This window comes from Mycolicibacterium sphagni (genome assembly GCF_002250655.1).
In the GTDB taxonomy this organism is placed as follows: Bacteria; Actinomycetota; Actinomycetes; order Mycobacteriales; family Mycobacteriaceae; genus Mycobacterium; species Mycobacterium sphagni.
In genome coordinates this window covers 1-22,150 of record NZ_NOZR01000045.1, presented here as the reverse complement: position 1 = coordinate 22,150, position 22,150 = coordinate 1, and the positions used below count along the sequence as shown (strand labels likewise).

Below are 22,150 nucleotides of genomic sequence, written 5' to 3'. Positions count from 1 at the left end.
GGGGATAGCCGGGCGGACCCGGCTGCTGCGGGGGCGGGTAGCCCCCGGGCGGACCGTATGCGTTGGGGTCGTAACCACCTGTGGTCATTGATCGCTCCTCCGGCTGAGGTCAGTCCGGCCAACCCTACCTTGCAAGGCAGAGCGGGCAACGGCTTCACCGCGGCGCGATCCGAAAGCTCAGTGCCGAGCCAACTTCTTGGCGTGCTTCTTCGCTTGCTTGTTGGCCTTCTTGGCGCGGGCCCGGGTGGTGTCGACCAGCTCGCCACCCTGATCCCTGGCGACGTCGGCGAATTCGGCGCCACGTTTGCGGGCGATCTCGGCGAGTTCGGCGCTGCGCTCACTGGCGACGTCGGCGAATTCGGCGCCGCGCTCCCTGGCGACGTCGGCGAGTTCAGCGCCGCGCTCGCGGGCGATCTCGGCGAGCTCGGCACCTCGCTTGCGCGCGGTCTCCAATAGCGGGGCGGCGCGCTCACCCGCGGTCAGTGCGAGTTCGCGGCCGCGCTCCGCGCCTACCTGCAAACCGTGGCCGACCTTCGGGCCCACCTTGTCGAGCAGGTCGTTGTCCAATAGTGCGTGGCTGGATCCGGGCAGGCCGCCCGAGACGGCTTCGCTCACCTTGCGTGCCGCGCGCCGCCCTCGCCAGCCGAGGGACGGTTTGCCCGCCGTATCGGCCGAGGCGATGATCAGTCCGCCGAGCAGGCTGAGATCGGTGAGGAACGCGCGGCGTTTCTCGGCCTTGAGCTGTTGGTCCGGCTCGTCCCAGAACATGTGGGCGCCGAGGTTGGCCGGAATCACGGTGGCCGCCAGTGCCGCCGACGCCAGGCGGGGCAGCCGTCCGGACGCGAGCAGCAATCCGCCGCCGATCTGGACGGCCGCGGTGATCTTCGCGAATGTCTCGGGGTCGCTGGGGAGACCGGAGCCCACCGGGTCGGGCAATTTCTGCAAACCCTCGAGGGTCGGCCGGGCGGCTTCCGCAGCTGGTTTCGGGCTCCTGAGCGCTTCGAATCCCTGGCCGATGAAAACGGCTGCCAACATGGGCCGGGCAACTCTGCGAATCAACATGAGGCCGTAGTTCCCTACTGACCACCGGGTCAAACCCGGCCGTCGCCATTTTGAGGCGGCAACGGTGCGAAAACGTCAGGTCAGCAGGAGACGGGCCGAGGCCTCCAGCCGTGCGGCGATCTGAGTGTAGGAGGCATATCCCATCCCGGCTCGTACCAAGGCTCCGGTGTAGAGCTGTTCGAGGGATTCGACGACGGTCGAATCGCATTGCGCGCCAAGGGCGGATGTCAGCCGTTGGTGTATTTCGTGACCGATGCGGAAACGCAGATGCTCGACATCGGGATCCTTGCCGAGCAATGCTGTGGTGACTGCACCGGCAAGCTCCGGTTCATCGGCAACCAGCAGCGCGATATTTCGGAGCACTCCCACCACGCGATCGACGGGGTCGGGGGAGTCGTCGGGCGGCACCGGCGTCGAGGCCAGCCGGCGCCAGAACACCTCGGCGACCAGATGCTCCTTGGAAGAGAAGTACGTGTAGGCCGTTGCAGCACCGACACCTGCCTCGGCAGCCACCATCCGGATCGTCAGGCCGGAGAATCCTTCACGGCTCAACACGTCCACCGCGGCGCGGCCCAAGCGGTCGACGGTAGCGGCCTGCTTTGCTGTCAGCCGGCGCCGCGTCGATTCCCGAGCTACCGGATCAGACACATGTCCGGACGCTACTACAACCGACCTGCACCGACAAGGTGCGCGCTGGCCATAGACCATGCTTGCGGGTTAGGTTCGGAACATGAGCCGTACCGACAGTGTCCACGCAGCGCAAACTTCCCGCCTCTTCGAATTGGCCGAGCAGATCGTGGGCTTCATGCCCACCGAAGAGGGGCATGCTCTCTACGACGCGGCGACGCGCTACCTCGACGGCGGCATCGCGGTGGAGATCGGTACGTACTGCGGCAAGTCCACCGTCATGCTTGGGGCCGCCGCCGCCGCGACCGGCAGCGTGCTCTATACCGTCGATCACCATCACGGGTCCGAAGAGCACCAGGCGGGTTGGGAGTTCCACGACACGACGATGGTCGATCCGGTCAGCGGCCGGTTCGACACGCTGCCCACCTTCCGCCGGACGCTGGACGCCGCCGGCCTCGACGACACAATCGTCGCGGTGGTAGGCAAGTCGCCGGTGGTGGCCCGCGGATGGCGGACGCCGCTGCAATTGCTCTTCATCGACGGCGGGCATAGCGAGACCGCGGCGCAGCAGGATTTCGACGGGTGGGCCAAGTGGGTTGCCGTCGGCAGCGCACTGGTCATTCACGATGTCTTCCCCGACCCCCGCGACGGCGGCAGGCCGCCCTACAACATTTATTGCCGCGCTTTGGATTCCGGCCATTTCACCGAGGTCGGTTGCACGGGTTCGCTGCGGGTCCTGGAGCGGGTCGCCGGCGCGCCCGGTGAGGATCCGGTCAGCGCCTGACGCATTCACAGTCGTAGTCGCCCTCCAGGCCACGGGGCAGGTCGGCGCCGCGGAAGATGCCGCTGCCTCCGGTGGTCGCCGACAGCGCGTCGGCGGCCAGGATCACCGCCGCACCGGTCCATGTGGTGCGCTCGACCGGCCAGCGCTTGCCGTCGGCAAACACCAGTCCGGTCCAGTACGAACCGTCCTGTTCGCGCAGGTGCTGCATCGCCGCGAACTGTGTCACCGCCCGGTCCCGCTCGCCCATCGCGTCCAGCGCCATGACCAGTTCGCACGTTTCGGCGCCGGTAACCCATGGCCGGTCGTCGACGCAACGTATGCCAAGCCCGTCGACCACGAAGTCGCTCCAGCGCTGAGCAATTCGTGTAGTGGCCTGTGAACCGCGCAGTGCGCCGCCGAGAATGGGGTAGTACCAGTCCATCGAGTGGTGCGGCTTCTCGGTGAAGGCATCGGGATGCTCGGCGATGGCGTGCCCGAGCCGGCCAAGCGCCACTTCCCATTCGGGTTGGGGGTCGTCGAGGCGGTCGGCAAGGGCAAGCGCGCAGCGGATGCTGTGGTACACGCTGGCGCAGCCGGTCAGCAGTGCTTCCTCAAGAACGCCGGACGGGCCTTGCGCCCAATAGATTTCACCGGTTCCGGCCTGCATGCCGAGGACGAAGTCGATGGCCGCGCGAACCGTCGGCCACATGTGCTCGGCGAATGCGTGATCGCCGGTCACCAGGATGTGATGCCAAACTCCAGCCGCGATGTAGGCGCAGAAGTTGCTGTCACTGTTGGCGTCTTCGATCACGCCGCGCCGGTACTGAATCGGCCACGAGCCGTCGGCACGCTGTTCGCGGCGGCACCACTCGTAGGCGGCGCGAGCCGGTTCGAGCAGACCGGCCGCGGCCATGGCCATGGCGCACTCGACGTGATCCCACACATCCGTGTGCCCGGTATCCGACCAGGGGATTTCGCCTGACGATTCCTGCACGCCAGCAATGGATTCCGCCGTCTGGCGGCATTGCTGGGGGGTGAGGATGCCGGCGACGCCTGGCACACCCTCGAGATCAGACGGGCGCGTCATTCGTGATCGGCTTCTCGAAATAGAGGGCCACGCTCTTACCGACGAGCGGGTTGAGCGCGGCTTCGGCTACGCGGGTCAGCGCGGGCCGCGACATCATGTCCCACACCAGCAGCTGGTGGTACGCCTTGACGGCCGGGTGGTCTGGTTTCTCCACGCCGACAGCGCATTTCAGCCACCAGAACGGGGAGTGCAGTGCATGAGCGTGGTGGGAGTGGGTGAACGTCAGCCCGCCGCGGACCAGTTTGGCTTGCAGCTGGTCAGCCTTGTAGATCCGGATGTGGCCACCCTCGTTGGCGTGGTACTCGTCGGACAACAGCCAGCAGATCCGCTCGGGCAGCCACCGCGGCACCGTCACCGCAAGCTTGCCCCCGGGCTTGAGGACCCGGATGAGTTCGGCGATGGCGGCGTCATCGGAGGGTATGTGCTCGAGGATCTCCGAGGCGATCACGCAGTCGAACGTCGCATCCGGATATGGCAGGGCCAGTGCGTCGCCGACCACGACCTGCGCCTTGGCTGACTCGGGTGCCTCGCCGGCCTCACCCATCGCTTGCAGCAGGGTGTCGACGTCGGCCAGCCCGGCCGCGTCCTGGTCGAAGGCGATGACGTCGGCGCCTCGCCGGTACGCCTCGAAGCTGTGCCGCCCGGCGCCGGCACCCACATCGATGACCTTGGTTCCCGGCCCGACGTCGAGCCGGTCGTAGTCGACGGTCAGCATGGTTCGTCCACCGCCTCGATGGTGTTGGAGATTCGGCCGCTACGGGCCATCGCCTGCTCGTAGACGCGTACGGTCTGCGCCGCCACCGATTCCCAGCTGAATACGTCCAGCGCGCGCCGCCGGCCCGCGGTTCCGAGCCACTGACGGCGTTCGGGGGACTCCAGCAGCCTGCCCAGCGCCGCGATCAGCTCGTCGACGTCGCCCGGCGTGACCAGATCGGCGCATTCGCCATCGGGGCCCAGCACCTCGGGCAGCGCTCCGGCCCGGCTCGCCACGATCGGGGTTCCACTGGCCATGGCTTCCACCGCAGGCAGCGAGAAGCCTTCGTAAAGCGAGGGGATGCAAGCGATTTCGGCCGAGGCGAACAGCCCGGCCAAGTCCTCGTCGGACAAGCCGTTCGAGTTATGCACAATATCGCTGATGCCCAACTCGGCGATGAGTTTCTCGGTCGGCCCATTCGGCTCCAGTTTGGCGACCAGCTGCAGCTCCAGGTCGTGCTCGGTGCGCAACTTCGCCACCGCATTCAGCAGGTGCCCGATTCCCTTGAGCGGACGGTCCGCGCTCGAGATCGCGATGATCCGGCCGGCGATTCGCGGCTGATCCGACGGCTTGAACAGGTCGGTATCCACGCCAAGCGGCACGACTCGCAGCTGCTGCGGGCTCACTCCGAAGTCGTCGGCGATGTCGGTGGCCGACGACGAGGACACCGTCAACAGGTCAGGAATGCTCTTCGCCACTCGCTTCTGCATCTGTGCAAAGCCATACCACCTGTGCACCAACGGCTTTCGCCACCACTTGGCGGCGGCCAGATCGAGCACCCGGTCCTTTGTTATCGGGTGGTGCACGGTGGCCACCACGGGAATACCCATGTCGGCGATCCGCAGCAGGCCGGTGCCCAGGCACTGGTTGTCGTGCACGACGTCGAACTCATCGAGGCGAGTGGCCAGCAACCGGGCGGCACGCAGGCTGAAGGTGCGCGGTTCGGGAAAGCCCGAGGTCCACATCGTGGCCAGCTCGAGCAGGTCGATGCGGTCGCGGATCTCGCTGGGCCGCGGGACCCGGAACGGGTCAGGCTCGCGGTACAGGTCCAGGCTGGGAACCTTGGTCAGCCGAACCCGGGGGTCCAGGATCTCGGGGTAAGGCTGGCCGGAGAAAACCTCGACGTCGTGGCCCAGTTCCACCAGGCCGCGACTCAGGTGCCGAACGTAGACGCCCTGCCCGCCACAGTGGGTCTTGCTGCGGTAGGACAGCAACGCAATCCGCATACTCACACTCCTGCAACGTCCATGACCGATACGGCCGAACCACCTGCCGGGCTCGCATATGTCATCGTTTAGATAACCGGACACGGTCAGCGAGCTGTCTGGACATGTGTCTGGACTATAATTCGCTTAGCTACATACTGCAACGTAAGTGCCCACGCCCACCCTATGTCAGGGACTAGTTTCTGTGGTTATGCACTACGACTGGGAAGAGCTGTCAGACGGTGTGAGGCGCTGTCGGCTCCCCTTCCTCGACGTCACTGTCGGGCTCGTTCACGGCGAGCACAAGAATTTGCTAATCGACAGCGGCACAACACCTTCCGAAGCATCTCGCATCGCCGATGATATCGGCGTACTTACCGGTGGCGCGGTCACCGATGTGGCGCTGACACATCACCACTTTGACCACATTCTGGGCTCGTCCGGGTTCGGTACGGCCGTCCTATATGCCCCTGCCGCCGTCGCCCGGGCGATGACCACGCACATCGGTCAGGTTCGCGCGCACGCGCTGCGATACAGGGCCGATCCGGAAAGTGTGGACAGGGCGATCGCCGGGATCCGCGCTCCTGACCACATCGTGACGGCCGCCGACCTGGACCTGGGCGGTCGCAGTGTGCACCTGGAACTGCCCGGACCAGGCCACACCGACCATGACATGGTGGTTGTCGTCCCACCCGTCGTCCCAGGTCAGCAGACTGTCGTGTTCTGCGGTGACCTGGTCGAGGAGTCCGCCGACCCGGCGATCGACGCGGGCTCAGACCTGCCCGCGTGGCCGCACGCGCTGGACCGGATCTTGGCACTGGGTGGACCGGATGCCGTCTACGTTCCCGGCCACGGCGCGGTGGTGGATGCGGCGTTCGTGCGGGCTCAGCGCGATTGGCTGGTGGCTCGATCGATTCCCGAGTCGCTTCGCTCCAGCCCGCCGGGGAGCCCCGCGAGCTGATTCACCAACCGGTGGCCAGCACCCGGTCGAGCATGTCCACGAAGAAATCGGCCGATTCCCGGGTGATGCACATCGGGGGTTTCACCTTCAGTACGTTCTGCCGGTCGCCGGTGGGCTGGACGATGACGCCCAGTTCGCGCAGCCGCTCGCAGATCGCTGCGGTCTCCTCGACAGCGGGTTCCAGCGTCGCGCGGTCGCGCACCAGTTCGACACCCATGTACAGCCCGCTGCCGTGCACGGTGCCGATCAGCTCGTGGCGGGTAGCCAGCTCGCCGATGCGCAGCTTGAGGTGGTCACCGACAGTCAGGGCGTTGCGTTGCAGCCCCTCCTTCTCCATCAGTTCGAGCACCGTCAGGCCGACCACACACGAGACCGGGCTGCCGCCGGCCGAAGAGAAGAAGTAGCCCTGGGTGCGGTATTTCTCGGCGATCTCCCGGGTGGTGATCACCGCGCCGAGCGGCTGGCCGTTGCCCATCGCTTTGGCCACGGTGACGACGTCGGGAACCACGTCCTGTTGTTGAAAGCTCCAGAACGACCGGCCGGTCCGCCCGTAGCCGACCTGCACCTCGTCGGCGACGGCCAAACCGCCCGCGGACCGCACCGCCGCATAGACGGCCTTGAGGTAGCCGTCGGGCAGCGCCATGCCGCCCGCGTTGCCGTAGAACGGCTCGCAGATGAACGCTGCGGGCGGTTTTCCTTGTGCGGCAAGGCCTTCGATGATCGCGACGGCCTCGGGAGCGTAGCGCTCCGCATCCGCGCCGCGGTGCTCGCCGCGGTAGGCGTTGGGCGAGGGTACGGTGTGCACCCACTCCGGCCGGGTGGTCAGTGCGTTGGGGTTGTCGGCCACCGACGTCGACACGGCGTCGGTGGCGTAAGTCCAGCCGTGGTACGCCTCGGACACCGCGACGACGTCATGGCGCCCCGTCGTGGCCATCGCCAGTCGCAATGCCAGGTCGACGGCTTCTGATCCGGAGTTGACCAGGAACACGGTGTCCAGCGGGTCGGGCAAGGTCGCGGCCAGGCGTTCGGAGAGTGCGACCACGGCACCGTAGTTGAACCGAGAGTTGGTGTTGAGCCGCCGCCACTGGCGGGCGACGGCGTCGGCGAGCACGGGATGGCCATGACCGAGGATCGCGACGTTGTTGACCATGTCGAGGTAGCTGCGTGCGTCGTTGGCCAGCATGTGCTCGCGCCAGCCGCGCTCGATGCGTGGCGGGTTGCGGTAGTAGTGCTCCTGGACGGCGGCAAAGGAGTCCGTGCGGCGTCGCCACAGCGCCTCGCTGTCGTCAGTCGCCGAGGGCGACGGTGGCAGGCCGAGCAGTGCGCTGGGGTCCTCGACGAGGTTCAGCCAGCCCGCGGCGTATTCGGCCCGGACGAAGTCTGGGACCACAACGCCTGGGCGCCTCAGCCACTGGATCCAGACGTGTCCATCGGCGGTGCCGAGCGCCGCGCCGGCGGCCACGCTCTGGCCTGCCTGTACCTGGTCGCCGGCCCGCACGGCGCCCCGTATCAGCACGGTTCCCTCGGTACCGGTGAGGGTGACCCCGTCGCTGGTGGCGGCATCCACGACGCCGGCCCACGGCGCGGTGATCGGCATCGGCGCGCCCGTCCATAGGTCGACGCCGGTACCGACGGTAGGCGCGGACTGTGAGCTCAGCGGCACCGAACGGGTCAGCCGCGGCTGGCCGAATGTGGACACCACCGCGACAGCGCCGTCGGTGAGTGCCCGGGCGGCTAGATCGTCCTCGCACTCGGCGGCCAGCCACCGGCCGGAATCCATCGCGTCGGACTCGGGGGACAGGTCCAGTCGCGTCACGGTCGTCGGGGCCAGGCCACCGATGATTGCCGTCTGGGCTGACGACGGGTCGGCGGGGTACGCAGCGTTCAGCGCAGCGCGGATCTGCGCGCTCATGACCTCGCTGGGCACCTCGACGGCGCGTTCGAAGATCCGCCACTCCCACTCCAGGGCGCTGGTGGCGTAGACGTTGTCGGTGTCGATCGCGGCCTGCTGGACGCCGCTGACCACCAGCACCGCCGCGCGCAGCACGACCAGCGGCCACAGCACCTCGATCTCGGCGGGCCCGAGCGGGCGCACGGCGTGGAACGCGGCGATCGCGGGCAGGGTGGCGACGGGTTCTCCGCCCTCGTGGCGCAGCAGCGACGAGACGGCGATCGCCAGCTCTGCCACCGTCCACGATCGGGTCAGGTCACCCAGGTCGATGATGCCGTCGGGAATCCGGCCGGCCTCCGGTGGGCCGCACACCACGTTGTCGTCGGTGATATCGCCGTGAATCACCTGGATCGGGAGATCTTCGCTGAGATCCGCGACCACCTGCCAGGCCGCGGCCGTCGCGGTCTCGACAGCTTCGCGGCGGCCGGTGTCGGTGACATGCCCGGCCAGCACCTCGACGGTGCGCTGGGCGTGCCGCAAATCCCACTGCAGAATCCGGTCCACGCCAGGGTGCTCGAAGGCGGCCAGAGCGCGTGCGGTCCGGCCGGCGAGGGTGCCGAGGGCTGCCGCCCTGGCCGGGGTGACGTATTGTCCGCCGCTCATGGTGCCCCCGGCCAGGTGGGCGATGATCCGCGCGTAGAGCGTGGTGCCGTCTTCGCTGCGCAGTTCGGCGATCGGCGGGACCCCGGCGAGTTCGATGTTCGTCGCGGTGCGCACGCCCGGCTCGGCCTGGCGGATATAGGCCGCCGCGGTGTCCTGGGCCTCCAGCTCGATGCGGGAGAAGGCGGGGTTGGCGACCTTGAGAACCCCGATCGGTTCACCGTCGGGATTGCTCAGCAGAAAATTCGCGTCCTGCTGACTACCGAGGGCGGCGGCGTGCGCGTCGACTCCGAAGTGTGTGGCGGCGATTTCGCGGGCCTGTGCCGCGGTGATCGCCGGCACCGCAAGCTCCTCGGTTTGGAAGAAGTCGAACAGTGTCATGGCGAAGCCACTGTACTGCCGAGCCGACCGGTAGTACGTCATGGGATCTGCCGATACGGTGGGCAGATGCGGGCGCTGATCATCGTCGACGTGCAGAACGATTTCTGCGAAGGGGGATCGCTGGCCGTCACCGGGGCCACGGCGGTGGTGCGGGCTATCAACGCGTGGCTGGCCGGTGACCACGGCTACGACCATGTGGTGGCGACGAAGGACTATCACGTGAACCCCGGAGCCCATTTCGCCGATCAGCCCGACTATGTCGACTCGTGGCCGCGGCATTGCGTGGCCGGAACCAGCGGTGCCGACTTCCATCCGGAACTGAACACGGCCCCGTTCGAAGCGGTCTTCCACAAGGGCGCCCACACCGCCGCCTACAGCGGCTTCGAAGGCGCGAGCGACGGCCGATCGCTGACGGACTGGTTGCGTGTTCGCGGTGTCGACGAAGTGGATATCGCCGGCATCGCCACTGACTATTGCGTGCGCCAAACGGCCGCCGATGCGGCGCGAGAAGGGTTCAAAACCCGTGTGCTGATAGATCTTACGGCCGGAGTCGCGCCTAGCTCGACCGCTGAGGCGTTGGACGAGATGCGCGGTCGCGGGGTCGAATTGGTTCGCACCGCGTGATGCCGGCTCCACGTTCAGCCCTGCTCGACGCGGTGGACCAGTCCCCGCGGATGGCCGCCGACCACGACCGCGCCGGCTGGGTCGGCTTGTTCACCGCCGACGGCCGGGTCGAGGATCCGGTGGGGTCGCGCCCGCATATCGGGCCGCTGCAGATCGGCCGGTTCTACGACACATTCATTGCGCCGCGCCAGATCGTCTTTCGCCACGAGGCCGATATCGTCTCGGAGACAACGGTTATCAGGGATGTCGTCCTCGAGGTCGGAATGGGCCCCGTGGTGACGATGCGCATTCCTGCGGTGTTGCGTTACGACTTGCGTGAAGCGGCTCATGAGTGGCGCATCGAGCGGCTGCGCGCCTACTGGGAACTGCCGGCGATGGTGTTGCAGTTCACCGGGAACGGGCTGGCTGCGGGTCCACAGGCACTGGAACTGGGGCGCGCTCTCATCCGCAATCAGGGGCTGCATGGCTCGCTGGGATTCGCGATGGGCTTCCAGGGTGCCCGATTTCGGGGCAAGCGGACGGTGCGCGCCTTCCTCGACGCGGTCGTGGCGGGCGACCAGTTACGGGCCTGGCGATCGCTTGGGACTGGTGCACTGATCACCCATGGAGAACGAAATCCCTTGAAATTCGGCGCTTTGAGCGACGAACTCGCCGGCGCGGCATGGACCAAGTTGATCGCGTCCGGTTCGTCGGTGACGGCCTCAGTGCGCGGTCCTCGGCCAGGTGTGTTGATTGCCGACCTCGGAGCCGGCGGCGGCGCGATCACCCGGTTGCGTTACTTCTCCGAATAGTCCGGTGCTCCATCTGATTCCTTCCCCGCACCACCGAGCGCGCTTCCCTTGGCGGTGTAACCCGCGATGCCCAGCGGGGTAATCAGCGGGCCGCCTCCGGAAATCGTCAGGTCTTCCTCGAATTTCGTGGATGGCCCCTTGTGGGCGTGTTAGCCGCCGATGCCGATCGCGACGGCAGCGCCGATGAGCTAGAACCACTGTGCCCCAACCTGTCTGGAGCAGACGCGCGGTGAGGCCGGCGATCGGGCTTCCCGAGAAGGCCCGGCCGCAAACGCCAGCGTCAGTAGCTGAACGTTGTCGCCCCCTCGCCGATCCACTCCCACAGCTGAACCGTTCCGCCGGCTTCGGCGCCGGCGATGAAGTTGGCGGCGTCCAGGTTCTTGGCGCGCACGCACAACGAGCAGACCAGATAGTGCCCGCCGGCGCTGTGGTAGCGATCGATGAGCTCGGCCAGTGGGGGACAGCCGTCGCACGAGGTACCCACGCCCACACCGGGCACGGCAAGGCGCACAGCCTCTTTCGCGAGAAACATCATTGTGGGACGGCCAGACTCGGCCGCACCCAGTGCCATCAGAAATGCCACCGTGACGCGTTCGGGGTCCTCCAGCCCGGTGGCGAGGCTGATCGCTGCCTTGTTGTTGTTCATGACACGATGGTCGCCGGGATGCCGGCGCCGATCATGGGGCATCCGCCCCAACTACGACGGTTCGGCCAACCCATGGCGCAGCGCGTACATGCTCGCGCCGATGCGATTGGACACATCGATCTTGGCGTACGTCCGTTCGACGTGATTGCGGGCGGTCTTCTCGCTGATGACCAAGGCGTCGGCGATCTCCTTGTTGGACGCGCCGCGGGCCACCAGGCACAGCACTTCGACCTCGCGGGGAGTCAGCCCGTCGGGCCGTGTCCGGGACCGTCGGGTGCGGTGGCCGGCCGCACGCAGGACTGCCTCGGTCGCCACATCGTCCAGCTCGCCGGCTCTGACCCGATCTCGAACGCGCCGCGCCGCCGCATCCGGGTCCATCGCGGCGCGGTAGGGCCTTGGCTCCAAAGCTGATTGGTAGGCGACGGCGGCAGCGAGTATCCGGTCGGGCATGCCGATAGCGGCGCCTGGCAGGCCGCGCGGATAGCCGCTGCCGTTGACGCACTCATGATGGTTGCCGGCGATTTGGGCAACCTGTTCGAGTCCACCGATCCGGCTGAAGATGCGGGTGGTGAGGTACGGATGCAGACGCATCCGTTCGAATTCGGCGGTGGACAATGCCGCGGGCTTGGACCAGACCTGATTGGAGACCCCGATCCGGCCGAGATCATGCACGTGGCCGGCCCGCCGGACCAGCATCACGGCCTCGCCTCCTAGGCCTGCCGCCTCGGCGGCGTCGCCGGCCAGCTGTGCCACTGCGCGTGAATGACCAAGTGTGAAGGGGCATTTCAGGTCGGCGAAATCACCGAGCGCCACCAGCAACTCGTCGAGGGACTGCTGCTGCAACGGTTCGTGGCGATCGGGGGCGCAGGACAGCGCGGCGTGCCACACCCCACCGGCGGGCGGCCCCGCCAGAATCGCCTCGGCGTCCGCGACGAACGCGTCGACCACCGTCGGGTCGAACTGGTGGCCGCGACGTTCTCCTACGATGTCCACCGCAGCACCGACCCCGCCCGTACGGTGGTGCACCTCGGCGATGTCGGCGAGCTGAGCCACCCGCATCTCGATCGGGATGACCGCACCGCGGACTCCGCCGGGCAGCCCGCGGCCGTCGTAGCGTTCGAAGCTGAAACGCAGAGCCTCCTGCACCCCGGACCCCAGACCCATGCGGTCGGCCAGCAGCCCCGCCGACGTGCAGTGCGAGTGGATCAGCTGGGACATGTTGCCGCGCGCATTCACGAACAGCGTGGCCATCGATGTCAGGCGCTGCGTCAGCGGTTCCCCGCGGCCGACGTTCGCCGCCAGGAACCGGAAGTAGGGCAGTCCCGCCCAATCGACGTGATAGGAGTCGCGGCGCACCGCAATGTCGTCGCCGAACCAGTGCGCGAACTCGTGAGAATCGGCGTGACAGCCGATCCACATGATCAGCGTCGTGTAGTACACACAGTCCCGTTGATCGCTGTCGAGCCCGAGTCGGTCGGCGATGCGGGTGCCGATGAGCGCAGCTCGCAGCATGTGCTCGGCGGGCTGGCCAAGGCCGAGATCGATCGCCACCGACAGCGCGGCCAGCAGCTCGGCGCGGCTGGGCGCCCGCGATGGCGGACCGGTCCTCTGCGCAGCCACGCGCTCGATTGTCCCTCCTAACGCGCGGTCTCGGGTCGTGTTGCCGCGGTGTGGCGGGCAGACATGTGGCGGGCCGGATCGAAGCTGTCGAAGCGTGCCGTTCCGATCACGCACAGGCCGCGCTGCGGCAGGCGAAAATCGGCCAGCCGGCACTGGGTGGCCAGTGCGGCGACGGTCCCGAGTTCCGCACCGTGCAGGACGGCCCGTGAATCGCGCACCGCCCAGATCTGGTGCGGCGCGACGCGGAAGCCCTGACCGTTCGGGACGCTGCCGGTCAGCCTCATCTCTCCGGTCCCCAACACCGGACCCGCTGCCCGGCTTAGGGCGGCCAGCACCAGCGGGCTCGCCCAGGCCCATGCAGGCAGCGCCAGCCCGATACGGCTGAGCGCGCGGGTGGCCAGTGTGTTGCCCAAGGAGACGGTCCATCGCAGCAACCCGGGAATGCCGATGCTCAGTGACCAGGGATCGGTCCACGACCTGGTGATATCGCACTGCACGGCGGGAACCGTTGTCGCCGAACTGAAGTAGCGCGAACAGCTCTGCTCGGCAGGAGCAGTGGCATAGAAGGTCCACCGACCGCCGGGGTCGCGGTGCCACACCGAGCGGTAGGCGACCGAGCGGTAGGCGGGACAGAAGGACGACGCGGGGAATTCGCGGTAAGCCAGATAATGGTCGGTGTCGAACGGCAGGCCCATGATGCCGAAGCCGCAGGCCCGCTCGTCGCTGCCGTCGGGCAGGTTAGGCCGGGCGGCGATGGCCACGACCGCACGCTCGGGTGTGCTGGTCGTTGTCATACTTCAATGCTGGCCTCGCACAAGGGGTCCGGTCATGGGGCATCTGCCCCCAAATTTATGCCGGCGGCTGGCGGAGGGTTTCCCAGTCGTGCTCTTCTTCGAGCTGGGCGATCAAGTGGCGCGTGCGTTCCTTGAGCAGCATTGTCACCCCGATACCGATGACGATCGCGACGACCAGTGCGATCCACGAGAACCGCGACAGCCATTTCTCGGCGGCCAGGCCGAGGTAGTAGACCACCGCCGTGGTGCCGCCGGCCCAGCACAGCGCGCCGGACGCGTTGGCTGCCAAGAAGTACCGATAGCGCATGTGCAGCGCACCGGCCAGCGGGCCGGCGAAAATCCGCAGCAGCGCGATGAAGCGCCCGAAGAACACCGCCCACACGCCCCACCGGGCAAACAGCTGCTTGGCCAGCGCGACATGGCCAGGACCGAAATGCTTCGGGAAGCGTGTGCCGAGCCGCTCGAACAGCCCCATCCCGAACCGGCGGCCGATGGAGTAACCGATCGAGTCGCCGATGATGGCACCGATGGTCGCGGACCCACCCACCCACAGCGGGTCGATGTCGAGGGTGTGGCGCGATGCCAGAAGAGCCGCACTCACCAGTGCGATCTCGCCGGGCAAGGGGACGCCCAGGCTTTCGATGCCGATGATCAACCCGACGACCAGATACACCGCCAGGGGAGGGATGGATTCGAGCATCGAGTCGACCGTCACCCGCCAAGGATGCCGTATCGAGCGCGATTACCGACGCGAACCCGCGGGTTCGCGTGTCGAACTCAGACTACGCGCTTGCGTCGGTACAGCGTTCCCACGCCAAGCAGGATCAGGCTGATCACCAGGATCGCGGTGGCGAGCACGTTGATCTGTGGCGGCACAGCGGCTTTCACGGCGGCGTTCACGTACAGCGGGTAAGTGACCGTCGAGCCGCTGACGAAGTAGGTGATGATGAAGTCGTCCAGCGACAGCGCGAACGACAACATCGCCGCGGCGACAATGCCGGGCACTATCAGCGGCAGTGTCACTTTGAAGAAAGTTCGGGTGGGTCCGGCGCCCAGATCCAATGACGCATCTTCGAGTGTCCAGTCGAAGCCGCGGATCCGTGCGCGCACGGTCATGGCGATGAAACTGATCTCGAAAGCCACGTGCGCGATCAGGATGGTGGCGTAACCGGTGGCCCAACCGAGGTCGAGGAATAGGGTGAGCAGCGAGGCGCCCATCACGACCTCGGGTGACGTCAAGGGCAACACCAGGAATGTGTCGACCGCCTTGCTGCCGCGAAACCGTTGACGGACAAGGGCAATCGCGACCAGCGTGCCGAGCACGACGGCGATCACCGTCGAGACCGCGGCGACGTTCAGGCTCAGTTTCAACGCTTCGGTCAGGGCCGGGTACTTGAACGGGTCCGCCCAGTTGTCCAGCGTGAAGCCCTGCCACGTGTAGTTGAACTTGCCCGCCGGCTTGTTGAACGAGAAGGCGATGATCACCAGGATCGGCAGGAACAGATAGAGCAGTACCAACCCGGCTATGACGCGTAGGGCCACGTCGCCGAGCTTGAAGGTGCCCCGAATGTTGCGGCCCGGCTTGGCCAGTCCGCCATGGTCGATCGTCTGAGCGATCGCGGCGCCGGCCTCGGTTGTCATACCAGATCCTCCGTGCCGAGGGCCTTCGTATAGAGCAGGACTCCGACCAGAATCAGCGCCATCAGCACAAAGCTGAGTGCAGCGGCGACGGGGTAGTCCTTGACGACCAGGAACTGCTTCTGAATGACGTTGCCGATCATCCTGGTCTGCGTGCTGCCCAGGTAGTCGGCGTTGATGAAATCGCCCACCGACGGGATGAAGACCAGCATGCTGCCGGCCAGCACACCCGGCATCGCCAACGGCATGATCACCTTGCCGAACATCCTGCGGTTGGTGGCATACAGATCGCGGGAGGCCTCCAGCAGGCGGGCGTCGATCTTCTCCAGGCTGACGTACAGCGGCAGGATCATGAAGATGATCCAGTTGTACGTCAGGCCGCCGATCACCGCCCAACTGGTCGACAGCAGGCGCCCATCGGACGGCAGCAGCCCGATCGTGCCCAGTGTGTGGACCACCCAGCCGTCGTCAGCCAAGATCGTCTTCCACGCCAGCGTGCGAATCAGGAACGTCACGAAGAACGGCAGGATCACCAGACCCAGCAGCAGGTTCTTGTATCGCCCTGCCTTGAAAGCGATCACGTACGCCAGGGGGAAAGCCAGTAGCGCGCACAACACGGTGGCGGTCAACGCGTAGCCGAACGAACGCAGGATCTGCTCGCGGTACTCGGTCAGCGCCTCACCGTAATTGCCGAAGTCCCAGGCGAAGGTCAGCTTCGGCAGATAGATGGACCCGCCCATTTCCGATAGCGATGTCCGAAACAGCGACACGAACGGCACGACGTAGAAGACGCCGAGATACGCAAGGGCCGGCAGGATCATCAGGTAGGGAGCGAGTTTGCTCCGCTGCCGGTTACTACTGGCTACTCCCGCCATCGCGTCAGCCGCCGGTGACTTCGGCGTAAGCCTTGTTGAACTCCGCGGTCTGCTCGTCGGTCAGCGCAGCCCAGGTCTTCAGGTTGTCCAGGGTGGCCTTCGGCGGGTTGATCAGCGGGTTGGATGCCAACTTCGGATCGATCTTGTTGAGCTCGTCGGTCATATCCGACAACACCGGCACGTACTGCGTGTGCGCGATGAGCTTGGCGTAGTTGGGCCGGTCATAGACGTAGTTGATCCAAGCCTCGGCAGCCTTCTGGTTCTGGGTGGTGTAGGGGATCACCATGGTGTCGACGAAGGTGGTGCCACCGGTGGTGGGCACCACGAACTTCAGATCCGGGTTGTCCTTTTGCAGCTGCACCACGTCGCCCGAATATGCCTGGGCGATAACGACATTCCCGGACGCAAGGTCGTCGGCGTAGTCGTTTCCGGTGAACCTGCGGATCTGTCCGGCGTCCTTCTGCTGCTTGATCAGCGCGACTGCCTTGTTGACGGCGTCGCTGGTCGGATCCTCAACCGAGCCGCCCTGCGAGAGCATGATCATGCCGAGGCCGTCCTGGGTGTCGGCGAGGAGGCTGATCTTGCCCTTGAAGGCCGGATCCCACAGGTCGTCGATCTTGGTGATGTCGCGGCCGGTGGCTGCCCGGTTGTAGGCCAGCCCCACCATTCCGGACATGTAGGGCGCGCTGAACTTGCGCCCCGGGTCGGCCTTGGCGTTGAGCAGATCGGGCCGCATGTTCTTCTTGTTGGTCCAACGGCTTTCGCTGATGGTGTTCAGCCATCCCAGCCCGTTGAGTCGAGCGGCCAGGAACTGGGTGGGCACCACCAGGTCGGCACCGATGTCCTGTTTGCGCGACAGCGGTTCCTTGTTCTTGGCGAACCACTCTTCGTTGTCGTTGAAGTCCTCTTTGTAGTCCACCGTCAGACCGGTTGCCGTCTGGAAGGCCGCGACGAAGCCGTCAGCCATATACAGCGGCCAGTTGGAAATGCGGAGCTTTCCGGTGGCGGGGGAGCCGTCGTCGGACGGGGTGGCTGGTCCGCTCGACGAACTGCTGGAGTTGTTCGACTTGCTACACGCGGCGAGGAACGAGGGTCCCAGGACCAGCGCGGCCGCGGCGGCGGCGCCGCCACCGATGAAGCGGCGTCGGGAGGACAGCGAAGCGAGGATCGTGGGGTCGATCTCTGTGGCCATGTGCCGGGGTGCCTTTCGTAAGGGGGAAGGTCGGAGGGCGAAGCGGCTGGAACGGATGGGGGATCTACAGGGGGCTATGAGTCGTCGAGCATCTCTTCGAGGTCTTCGGTGGTCGGAATGTCGGCCGCCGGCAAGACCAGCGAGGCATCGGGCGTCCAGCCGACGAACACGTCGTCGCCGGGGCGCAGCATCGGCAGGTTCTGTTCGGGTCCGACGTGGGCCAGGATCGGGGATCCGTCCGCGGCCGCCAGCGACAGACGCAGGACAGGTCCCTGGAACGTCAGGTCGACCACCTTGGCGCCGACGGTCGCGACGTCGCCGCTGGGCTGGTCGATGGACACCCGGACCCGCTCGGGGCGGACCATCAGCGTCGCCTGACCGCCGGGCTCGATGGTGGTATCACCGGGCCGGGCCTTGAGTGACGTGCCCAGCACGTCGACCTCGACGTAATCGCGGTTGGCGCGGCCGGTCTGACGGCCGTGCCACAGGTTGGCCTGGCCGATGAAGCCGGCGACGAACACGGTCGAAGGCCGGTCGTAGATCTCGGTCGGGGTGCCGATCTGTTCGACGTTGCCCTGGTTCATGACGGCGATCCGGTCGCTCATCGTGAGCGCCTCTTCCTGGTCGTGGGTCACGTAGACGAACGTGATGCCGACCTCACGCTGGATGCGCTTGAGCTCGAATTGCATGACATGGCGCAGCTTGAGGTCCAGAGCGCCGAGCGGTTCGTCGAGTAGCAGGGCGCTGGGGTAATTGACCAACGCGCGGGCCAGGGCCACGCGCTGCTGCTGGCCGCCGGAGAGTTGGGCGGGCTTGCGCTGGGCGAAGTCGGTGAGCCGGACTATTTCGAGCATCTCGTCGACGCTCTTTTTAACGGTCGCCTTGTCTTTCTTCTGGCTGCGCGGCCCGTAGGCGACGTTGTCCCACACACTCATGTGGGGGAACAGGGCGTAGTGCTGGAACACCGTGTTGACGTTGCGTTTGTTCGGCGGCACCCGCGACACGTCGACACCCTCGAGGCGAATCGCACCCTCGGTGGGTTGTTCGAAGCCCGCGATCATGCGCAGCGTGGTGGTCTTCCCGCAGCCGGAGGGGCCGAGCATGGAGAAGAACTCTCCGGCGCCGATAGAGAAGTCGGCGTCGGAGACGGCGATGTAATCCTCGAAGCGCTTGACGACGTGGTCGATCTCAATGACCGGCGCGGCGGTGGTGCGCTTGGATCCGGTTTGCCCGGTTGTCTGCTGGGTGGCGGTGGCGCCGGTCTCGGTCAGGGCCCATCTCCTTATGTCCCGCGGGCCGACGAGTAGTGCGACCGGCCCCGCCCCTAAACGATCGCGGATTTGCGTGCTCTTCGCAACCGATTCCGCAACGAAATCTGAATTCTTCGATGGAATCGCTCGTCGCAACCCCGGTTGGGGCACGGCTTTCGATTGGACGGCACCGTGTGACGGGGTCGATGAGACGGATCGTAACGCCGCTCAGGCGGTCGTGAGCCCGCGTGCGATAACCAGTCGCTGGATTTGATTGGTGCCTTCGAAGATCTGGGTGATCTTGGCTTCGCGCATGTAGCGCTCGACGCGGTAGTCGCGGGTGTAGCCGACGCCGCCGAGCACCTGGACGGCGTCGGTGGTGACTTTCATGGCCGCGTCGGTGGCCACCAACTTGGCGATGCTGGCCTGCTGCGAGTAAGGCCGTCCGGCATCACGACGACGGGCGGCATCCAGGTAGGTGGCTCGCGCACTGGCGACCGCGGCGGCCATGTCGGCGAGCAGGAAGCCCAGCCCCTGATGGTCAATAATCTTGCGGCCGAAGGCCGTTCGTTCGTTGGCGTAGGCGCACGCGTCGTCGAGTGCGGCCTGTGCAATCCCGACGGCGACGGCTGCGATGCCAAGCCGGCCCGAATCCAGCGCACTGAACGCGATCTGCAGGCCCTGCCCCTCGCTGCCAATCCGGCGCTCGGCGTCGATCACGGCGTGGTCGTAGAACGCCGAGGTGGTGGGAACCGCGGCCAGGCCCATCTTCTCTTCGGGCTTGCCGAAGCTCAGGCCGGGCAGATCGGCAGGCACGAGGAAGCAGGTGATGCCCTTTGATCCCTGACCGGTGCGCGCGAACAGGGTGTAGAAGTCGGCCCGGCCGCCGTGGGTGATCCAGGACTTCGATCCGTTGATCACGTATCCGGTGTCTGTCGGGGTGGCGGCGCAGCGTAACGCCGCGGCATCCGAGCCGGCCTGGGGTTCGGAGAGGCTGTAGGCGCCGATCTGCTCGCCCGAGAGCATGCCCGGCAGCCAGCGCCGTCGCTGCTCGTCAGTGCCGAACATCAGCAGCGGATGGCACGACAGGCTGTGCACGCTGACCGCCACCGCCACCGCGGCCCAGCGCGTGGCGATCTCCTCGAGGACCTGCAGATAAACCTCGAAGGGTTGGCCGCCACCGCCCCATTCCTCGGGTTGCGGCAAGCTCAGCAGCCCGGCGGCTCCGAGCTGGGCGAACACGCCTTCGGGATAGGTCTCGGTGCGCTCGTGCTCGTCGACGATCGGGCTGAGCACCCGAGAGCCGATGTCGCGGGTCAGCGCGATCAGATCCGCGGAGTCCTGGTCGGGCAGGAGTCGGTCGACGGGCATGAGCGGCCTCTCGATTGATACTCGAAATAGTACTGACTTACATTTATCAGTACTATCCAGTGCATGGCCACCCGCACCTCCCCGGCGTTCGGTACGCGGCGGCGCGGCGAGTTGTTCGACGCGCTGTTGGGACTGTTTCTCGCCGAGGGCTTCGCGCACCTGACCCTCGACGACCTCGCCGCCCGGCTGCGCTGTTCGAAGGGCACGCTGTACACGCTTGCCGGCAGCAAGGAGCAGTTGGTGCATGCAGTCACCGTGCATTTCTTCCGCCGCGCGACCGAAGACGTGGAGCGCAGGGTGGCCGGAGTCAGTGGGGCACGTGAGCGAATCACCACGTATCTCACCGCAGTCGGCGTGGCGCTCGAGGTCGCCTCTGAGCGGTTCATGGCCGACTTGGACGCCTTCCCCCCGGCCCGGGCGGTCTACGAGCAGAACACCGCGATCGCCACCCGCCGGGTCAGCGAATTGATCGCCGAAGGGGTTGTCTCAGCGGAATTCCGGGACGTCCACGCCGCGTTCGCCGCGGATCTCGCGGCGGCCATGATGGTGCGCATCCAGCAGGGGACCGTGCGGTCCACCACCGGTCTGGATGACGCGGCGGCCTACCGAGAGCTGGCCGCCATCCTGACCGCCGGGATCAACGCCTGACCTACATGTGTGCGCCGCCGTCGATGCGGACCTCGGTACCTGAGACGAAGTAGGCGTCCGGACTACCCAGCATCGCGACGACGTTGGCGACCGCGTCCGGCTTTGCGAAGATCTCACCCTTGGGCAGCGGCAGCAGCGGCGCGACCCGGCCGAACAGGCTGTAGTCGACATCGTCGGGCAAGCCCGGACCAACGCTCTGCTTTGACTCGCCGGTGCCGTCGGTCATTCCCGACGAGATGGACCCGGGCTGCACCGAGTTGAAACGGATGCCGTCTTTGGCGAACTCGGCCGCCAGTGCGTGTGTCATGGCTTGCACGCCACCCTTCGACGCGGCATAGGCCGACATATACGGATGAGCGAACGTGGCCGACGTCGAACTGAAGTTCACGACGGCCGGGGCGTTACCGGCACGCAGAGCCGGGATGGCCTCCCGGGTTATCAGAAACGTCCCGACGAGGTTGACTCGCAATACCTGCTCAAACGCAGCCAATGTGGTGTCGAGGAAATGATCCGACCGCAGGATGCCCGCCACGTTGACCAATGTGTCGAGGCCGCCGAGTGTGGAGATCGCTTCACCCACACCGGTTTTCACTGAGTCCTCGCTACCCACGTCGATGACCACGGTAGTCAGCCGGCTGGCGGCCTCGGCGGCCTTTGCTGTGGTGTCCTTCAGACCGGACTCACTGATGTCGGCTGCCACGACCCGGCCGCCCTCGTCGAGAATGCGCAGTACGCAGGCCTGGCCGATACCGGAGCCGCCGCCGGTGATCAGCACGCGACGGTCGGAATAACGCTGCAGGGTCGCCATGGCGGGGTCAGCTCCTGTCGAATAGCGGGTGGGCCTCGATCATTGTGGGCCGTAGTGCGTCGGCGGCGAAGCTGATCCCGCTGAACGGGAATCGGCCATGACGGCCTACCCGGCATACGGTCGACTCTTCCTTTGTGACAGCCAGGTCCAGAGTCCTCAGTGTCCCGCCAGCCCGGGGAAAAGCGAGACAATCGAGCCACTTTCGTCTCGGCGACAGCATCGACGGATGAGGCACTGGCGCAGGGAGACACGCGCAAGGTCTCGATTGCTGAGATTCGCAACCATGCGCGCGATAAGTGCACTAATCTGCGTTGGCGTCGTTGAAACACGTTCCAGTTTTGGATCGGCTTGTGCCATGACGCTGGGGCGATGACCGCGACGACGTTGGAGGTTCTGAACACACCCATGGCGAACCGAACAGCAGGTCGTTGGTCTCCGGGCGTGGCTTTGCGGAGTGCGTCGGGTCCGATGCAGGCTATTGGTGGCTTGTTTGCGATGTCGG

The 22,150-nt window shown here is 66.4% G+C and carries 21 protein-coding genes; 5 read left to right on the top strand and 16 right to left on the bottom strand.

Annotated features, from left to right (window positions below; translation table 11 throughout):
- Window positions 1–177: 177 nt before the first annotated feature.
- Together CG716_RS28825 and CG716_RS28820 are read right to left on the bottom strand one after the other, a co-directional pair.
- Entirely contained in the window at window positions 178–1,062 is an 885-nt protein-coding gene (locus tag CG716_RS28825) for a DoxX family protein (protein WP_094484565.1), read from the bottom strand.
- Window positions 1,063–1,137: 75 nt separating this feature from the next.
- Window positions 1,138–1,710, bottom strand: a complete 573-nt coding sequence (locus tag CG716_RS28820) for a TetR family transcriptional regulator (RefSeq protein ID WP_094484564.1) — start codon at window positions 1,708–1,710, stop codon at window positions 1,138–1,140.
- Window positions 1,711–1,792: 82 nt separating this feature from the next.
- Here CG716_RS28820 and CG716_RS28815 point away from each other — a divergent pair, with 82 nt between their 5' ends.
- Window positions 1,793–2,473, top strand: a complete 681-nt coding sequence (locus CG716_RS28815) for a class I SAM-dependent methyltransferase (protein ID WP_094484563.1) — start codon at window positions 1,793–1,795, stop codon at window positions 2,471–2,473.
- On the opposite strand, the gene CG716_RS28810 is transcribed toward CG716_RS28815, so the two are convergent.
- Genes CG716_RS28810 through CG716_RS28800 form a run of 3 tightly spaced genes read right to left on the bottom strand, consistent with a single transcriptional unit; the run spans window position 2,463 to window position 5,519 of the window.
- Window positions 2,463–3,539 carry an MMP endo-(1,4)-3-O-methyl-alpha-D-mannosidase gene (locus tag CG716_RS28810; protein ID WP_094484562.1) on the bottom strand — a complete coding sequence of 359 codons (1,077 nt, stop codon included), beginning with the start codon at window positions 3,537–3,539 and terminating at the stop codon, window positions 2,463–2,465. The two genes, CG716_RS28815 and CG716_RS28810, sit on opposite strands and share 11 nt — an antisense overlap.
- Complete coding sequence (locus CG716_RS28805; protein WP_094484561.1) at window positions 3,523–4,254, bottom strand: class I SAM-dependent methyltransferase; 732 nt, start codon at window positions 4,252–4,254, stop codon at window positions 3,523–3,525. Before CG716_RS28805 ends, CG716_RS28810 begins: the two co-directional genes overlap by 17 nt.
- On the bottom strand, window positions 4,248–5,519 hold the full coding sequence (locus tag CG716_RS28800; RefSeq protein ID WP_094484560.1) for an MMP alpha-(1->4)-mannosyltransferase: 1,272 nt from the start codon (window positions 5,517–5,519) through the stop codon (window positions 4,248–4,250). The genes CG716_RS28805 and CG716_RS28800 overlap by 7 nt, the downstream gene beginning before the upstream one ends.
- Window positions 5,520–5,709: 190 nt before the next feature.
- Between CG716_RS28800 and CG716_RS28795 the strand changes: the two genes are divergently transcribed.
- Window positions 5,710–6,459 (top strand): MBL fold metallo-hydrolase, encoded by a 750-nt coding sequence (locus CG716_RS28795; RefSeq protein WP_094484559.1) that lies wholly within the window; start codon window positions 5,710–5,712, stop codon window positions 6,457–6,459.
- A gap of 1 nt (window position 6,460) precedes the next feature.
- On the opposite strand, the gene CG716_RS28790 is transcribed toward CG716_RS28795, so the two are convergent.
- A complete protein-coding gene (locus CG716_RS28790; RefSeq protein ID WP_094484569.1) occupies window positions 6,461–9,391 on the bottom strand; it encodes an aminotransferase in 2,931 nt (976 codons plus the stop codon).
- Between the two features lie 66 nt (window positions 9,392–9,457).
- Here CG716_RS28790 and CG716_RS28785 point away from each other — a divergent pair, with 66 nt between their 5' ends.
- Both CG716_RS28785 and CG716_RS28780 read left to right on the top strand, forming a co-directional pair.
- Window positions 9,458–10,015, top strand: coding sequence for a nicotinamidase (locus CG716_RS28785; RefSeq protein ID WP_094484558.1), 558 nt, complete (start codon window positions 9,458–9,460; stop codon window positions 10,013–10,015).
- A complete protein-coding gene (locus tag CG716_RS28780) occupies window positions 10,012–10,806 on the top strand; it encodes a ketosteroid isomerase family protein (protein WP_410430736.1) in 795 nt (264 codons plus the stop codon). The genes CG716_RS28785 and CG716_RS28780 overlap by 4 nt, the downstream gene beginning before the upstream one ends.
- A gap of 280 nt (window positions 10,807–11,086) precedes the next feature.
- On the opposite strand, the gene CG716_RS28775 is transcribed toward CG716_RS28780, so the two are convergent.
- From CG716_RS28775 to CG716_RS28735, 9 genes are all read right to left on the bottom strand, one after another.
- On the bottom strand, window positions 11,087–11,452 hold the full coding sequence (locus tag CG716_RS28775; protein WP_094484556.1) for a DsrE family protein: 366 nt from the start codon (window positions 11,450–11,452) through the stop codon (window positions 11,087–11,089).
- A gap of 51 nt (window positions 11,453–11,503) precedes the next feature.
- Window positions 11,504–13,072 (bottom strand): HD domain-containing phosphohydrolase, encoded by a 1,569-nt coding sequence (locus tag CG716_RS28770; protein ID WP_234818086.1) that lies wholly within the window; start codon window positions 13,070–13,072, stop codon window positions 11,504–11,506.
- Window positions 13,073–13,089: 17 nt separating this feature from the next.
- Window positions 13,090–13,866: a hypothetical protein gene (locus CG716_RS28765; protein WP_094484555.1), complete on the bottom strand. Its 777-nt coding sequence runs from the start codon at window positions 13,864–13,866 to the stop codon at window positions 13,090–13,092.
- A gap of 55 nt (window positions 13,867–13,921) precedes the next feature.
- Window positions 13,922–14,566 carry a DedA family protein gene (locus CG716_RS28760; RefSeq protein WP_275987852.1) on the bottom strand — a complete coding sequence of 215 codons (645 nt, stop codon included), beginning with the start codon at window positions 14,564–14,566 and terminating at the stop codon, window positions 13,922–13,924.
- Window positions 14,567–14,643: 77 nt separating this feature from the next.
- Window positions 14,644–15,507 (bottom strand): ABC transporter permease, encoded by an 864-nt coding sequence (locus CG716_RS28755; RefSeq protein ID WP_094484553.1) that lies wholly within the window; start codon window positions 15,505–15,507, stop codon window positions 14,644–14,646.
- Window positions 15,504–16,379 (bottom strand): ABC transporter permease, encoded by an 876-nt coding sequence (locus CG716_RS28750; protein ID WP_094484552.1) that lies wholly within the window; start codon window positions 16,377–16,379, stop codon window positions 15,504–15,506. The genes CG716_RS28755 and CG716_RS28750 overlap by 4 nt, the downstream gene beginning before the upstream one ends.
- Before the next feature lie 4 nt (window positions 16,380–16,383).
- Complete coding sequence (locus tag CG716_RS28745; protein ID WP_094484551.1) at window positions 16,384–17,571, bottom strand: polyamine ABC transporter substrate-binding protein; 1,188 nt, start codon at window positions 17,569–17,571, stop codon at window positions 16,384–16,386.
- A 74-nt stretch (window positions 17,572–17,645) separates the two neighbouring features.
- Window positions 17,646–18,764 carry an ABC transporter ATP-binding protein gene (locus tag CG716_RS28740; RefSeq protein ID WP_094484567.1) on the bottom strand — a complete coding sequence of 373 codons (1,119 nt, stop codon included), beginning with the start codon at window positions 18,762–18,764 and terminating at the stop codon, window positions 17,646–17,648.
- 285 nt (window positions 18,765–19,049) lie between these two features.
- Window positions 19,050–20,192 (bottom strand): acyl-CoA dehydrogenase family protein, encoded by a 1,143-nt coding sequence (locus CG716_RS28735; protein WP_094484550.1) that lies wholly within the window; start codon window positions 20,190–20,192, stop codon window positions 19,050–19,052.
- A 63-nt stretch (window positions 20,193–20,255) separates the two neighbouring features.
- Between CG716_RS28735 and CG716_RS28730 the strand changes: the two genes are divergently transcribed.
- Window positions 20,256–20,840 carry a TetR/AcrR family transcriptional regulator gene (locus CG716_RS28730; protein WP_094484549.1) on the top strand — a complete coding sequence of 195 codons (585 nt, stop codon included), beginning with the start codon at window positions 20,256–20,258 and terminating at the stop codon, window positions 20,838–20,840.
- Between the two features lies 1 nt (window position 20,841).
- Here the strand turns inward: CG716_RS28730 and CG716_RS28725 are convergent, their stop codons facing one another.
- Entirely contained in the window at window positions 20,842–21,648 is an 807-nt protein-coding gene (locus CG716_RS28725) for an SDR family NAD(P)-dependent oxidoreductase (RefSeq protein WP_207760815.1), read from the bottom strand.
- Window positions 21,649–22,150 lie beyond the last annotated feature (502 nt).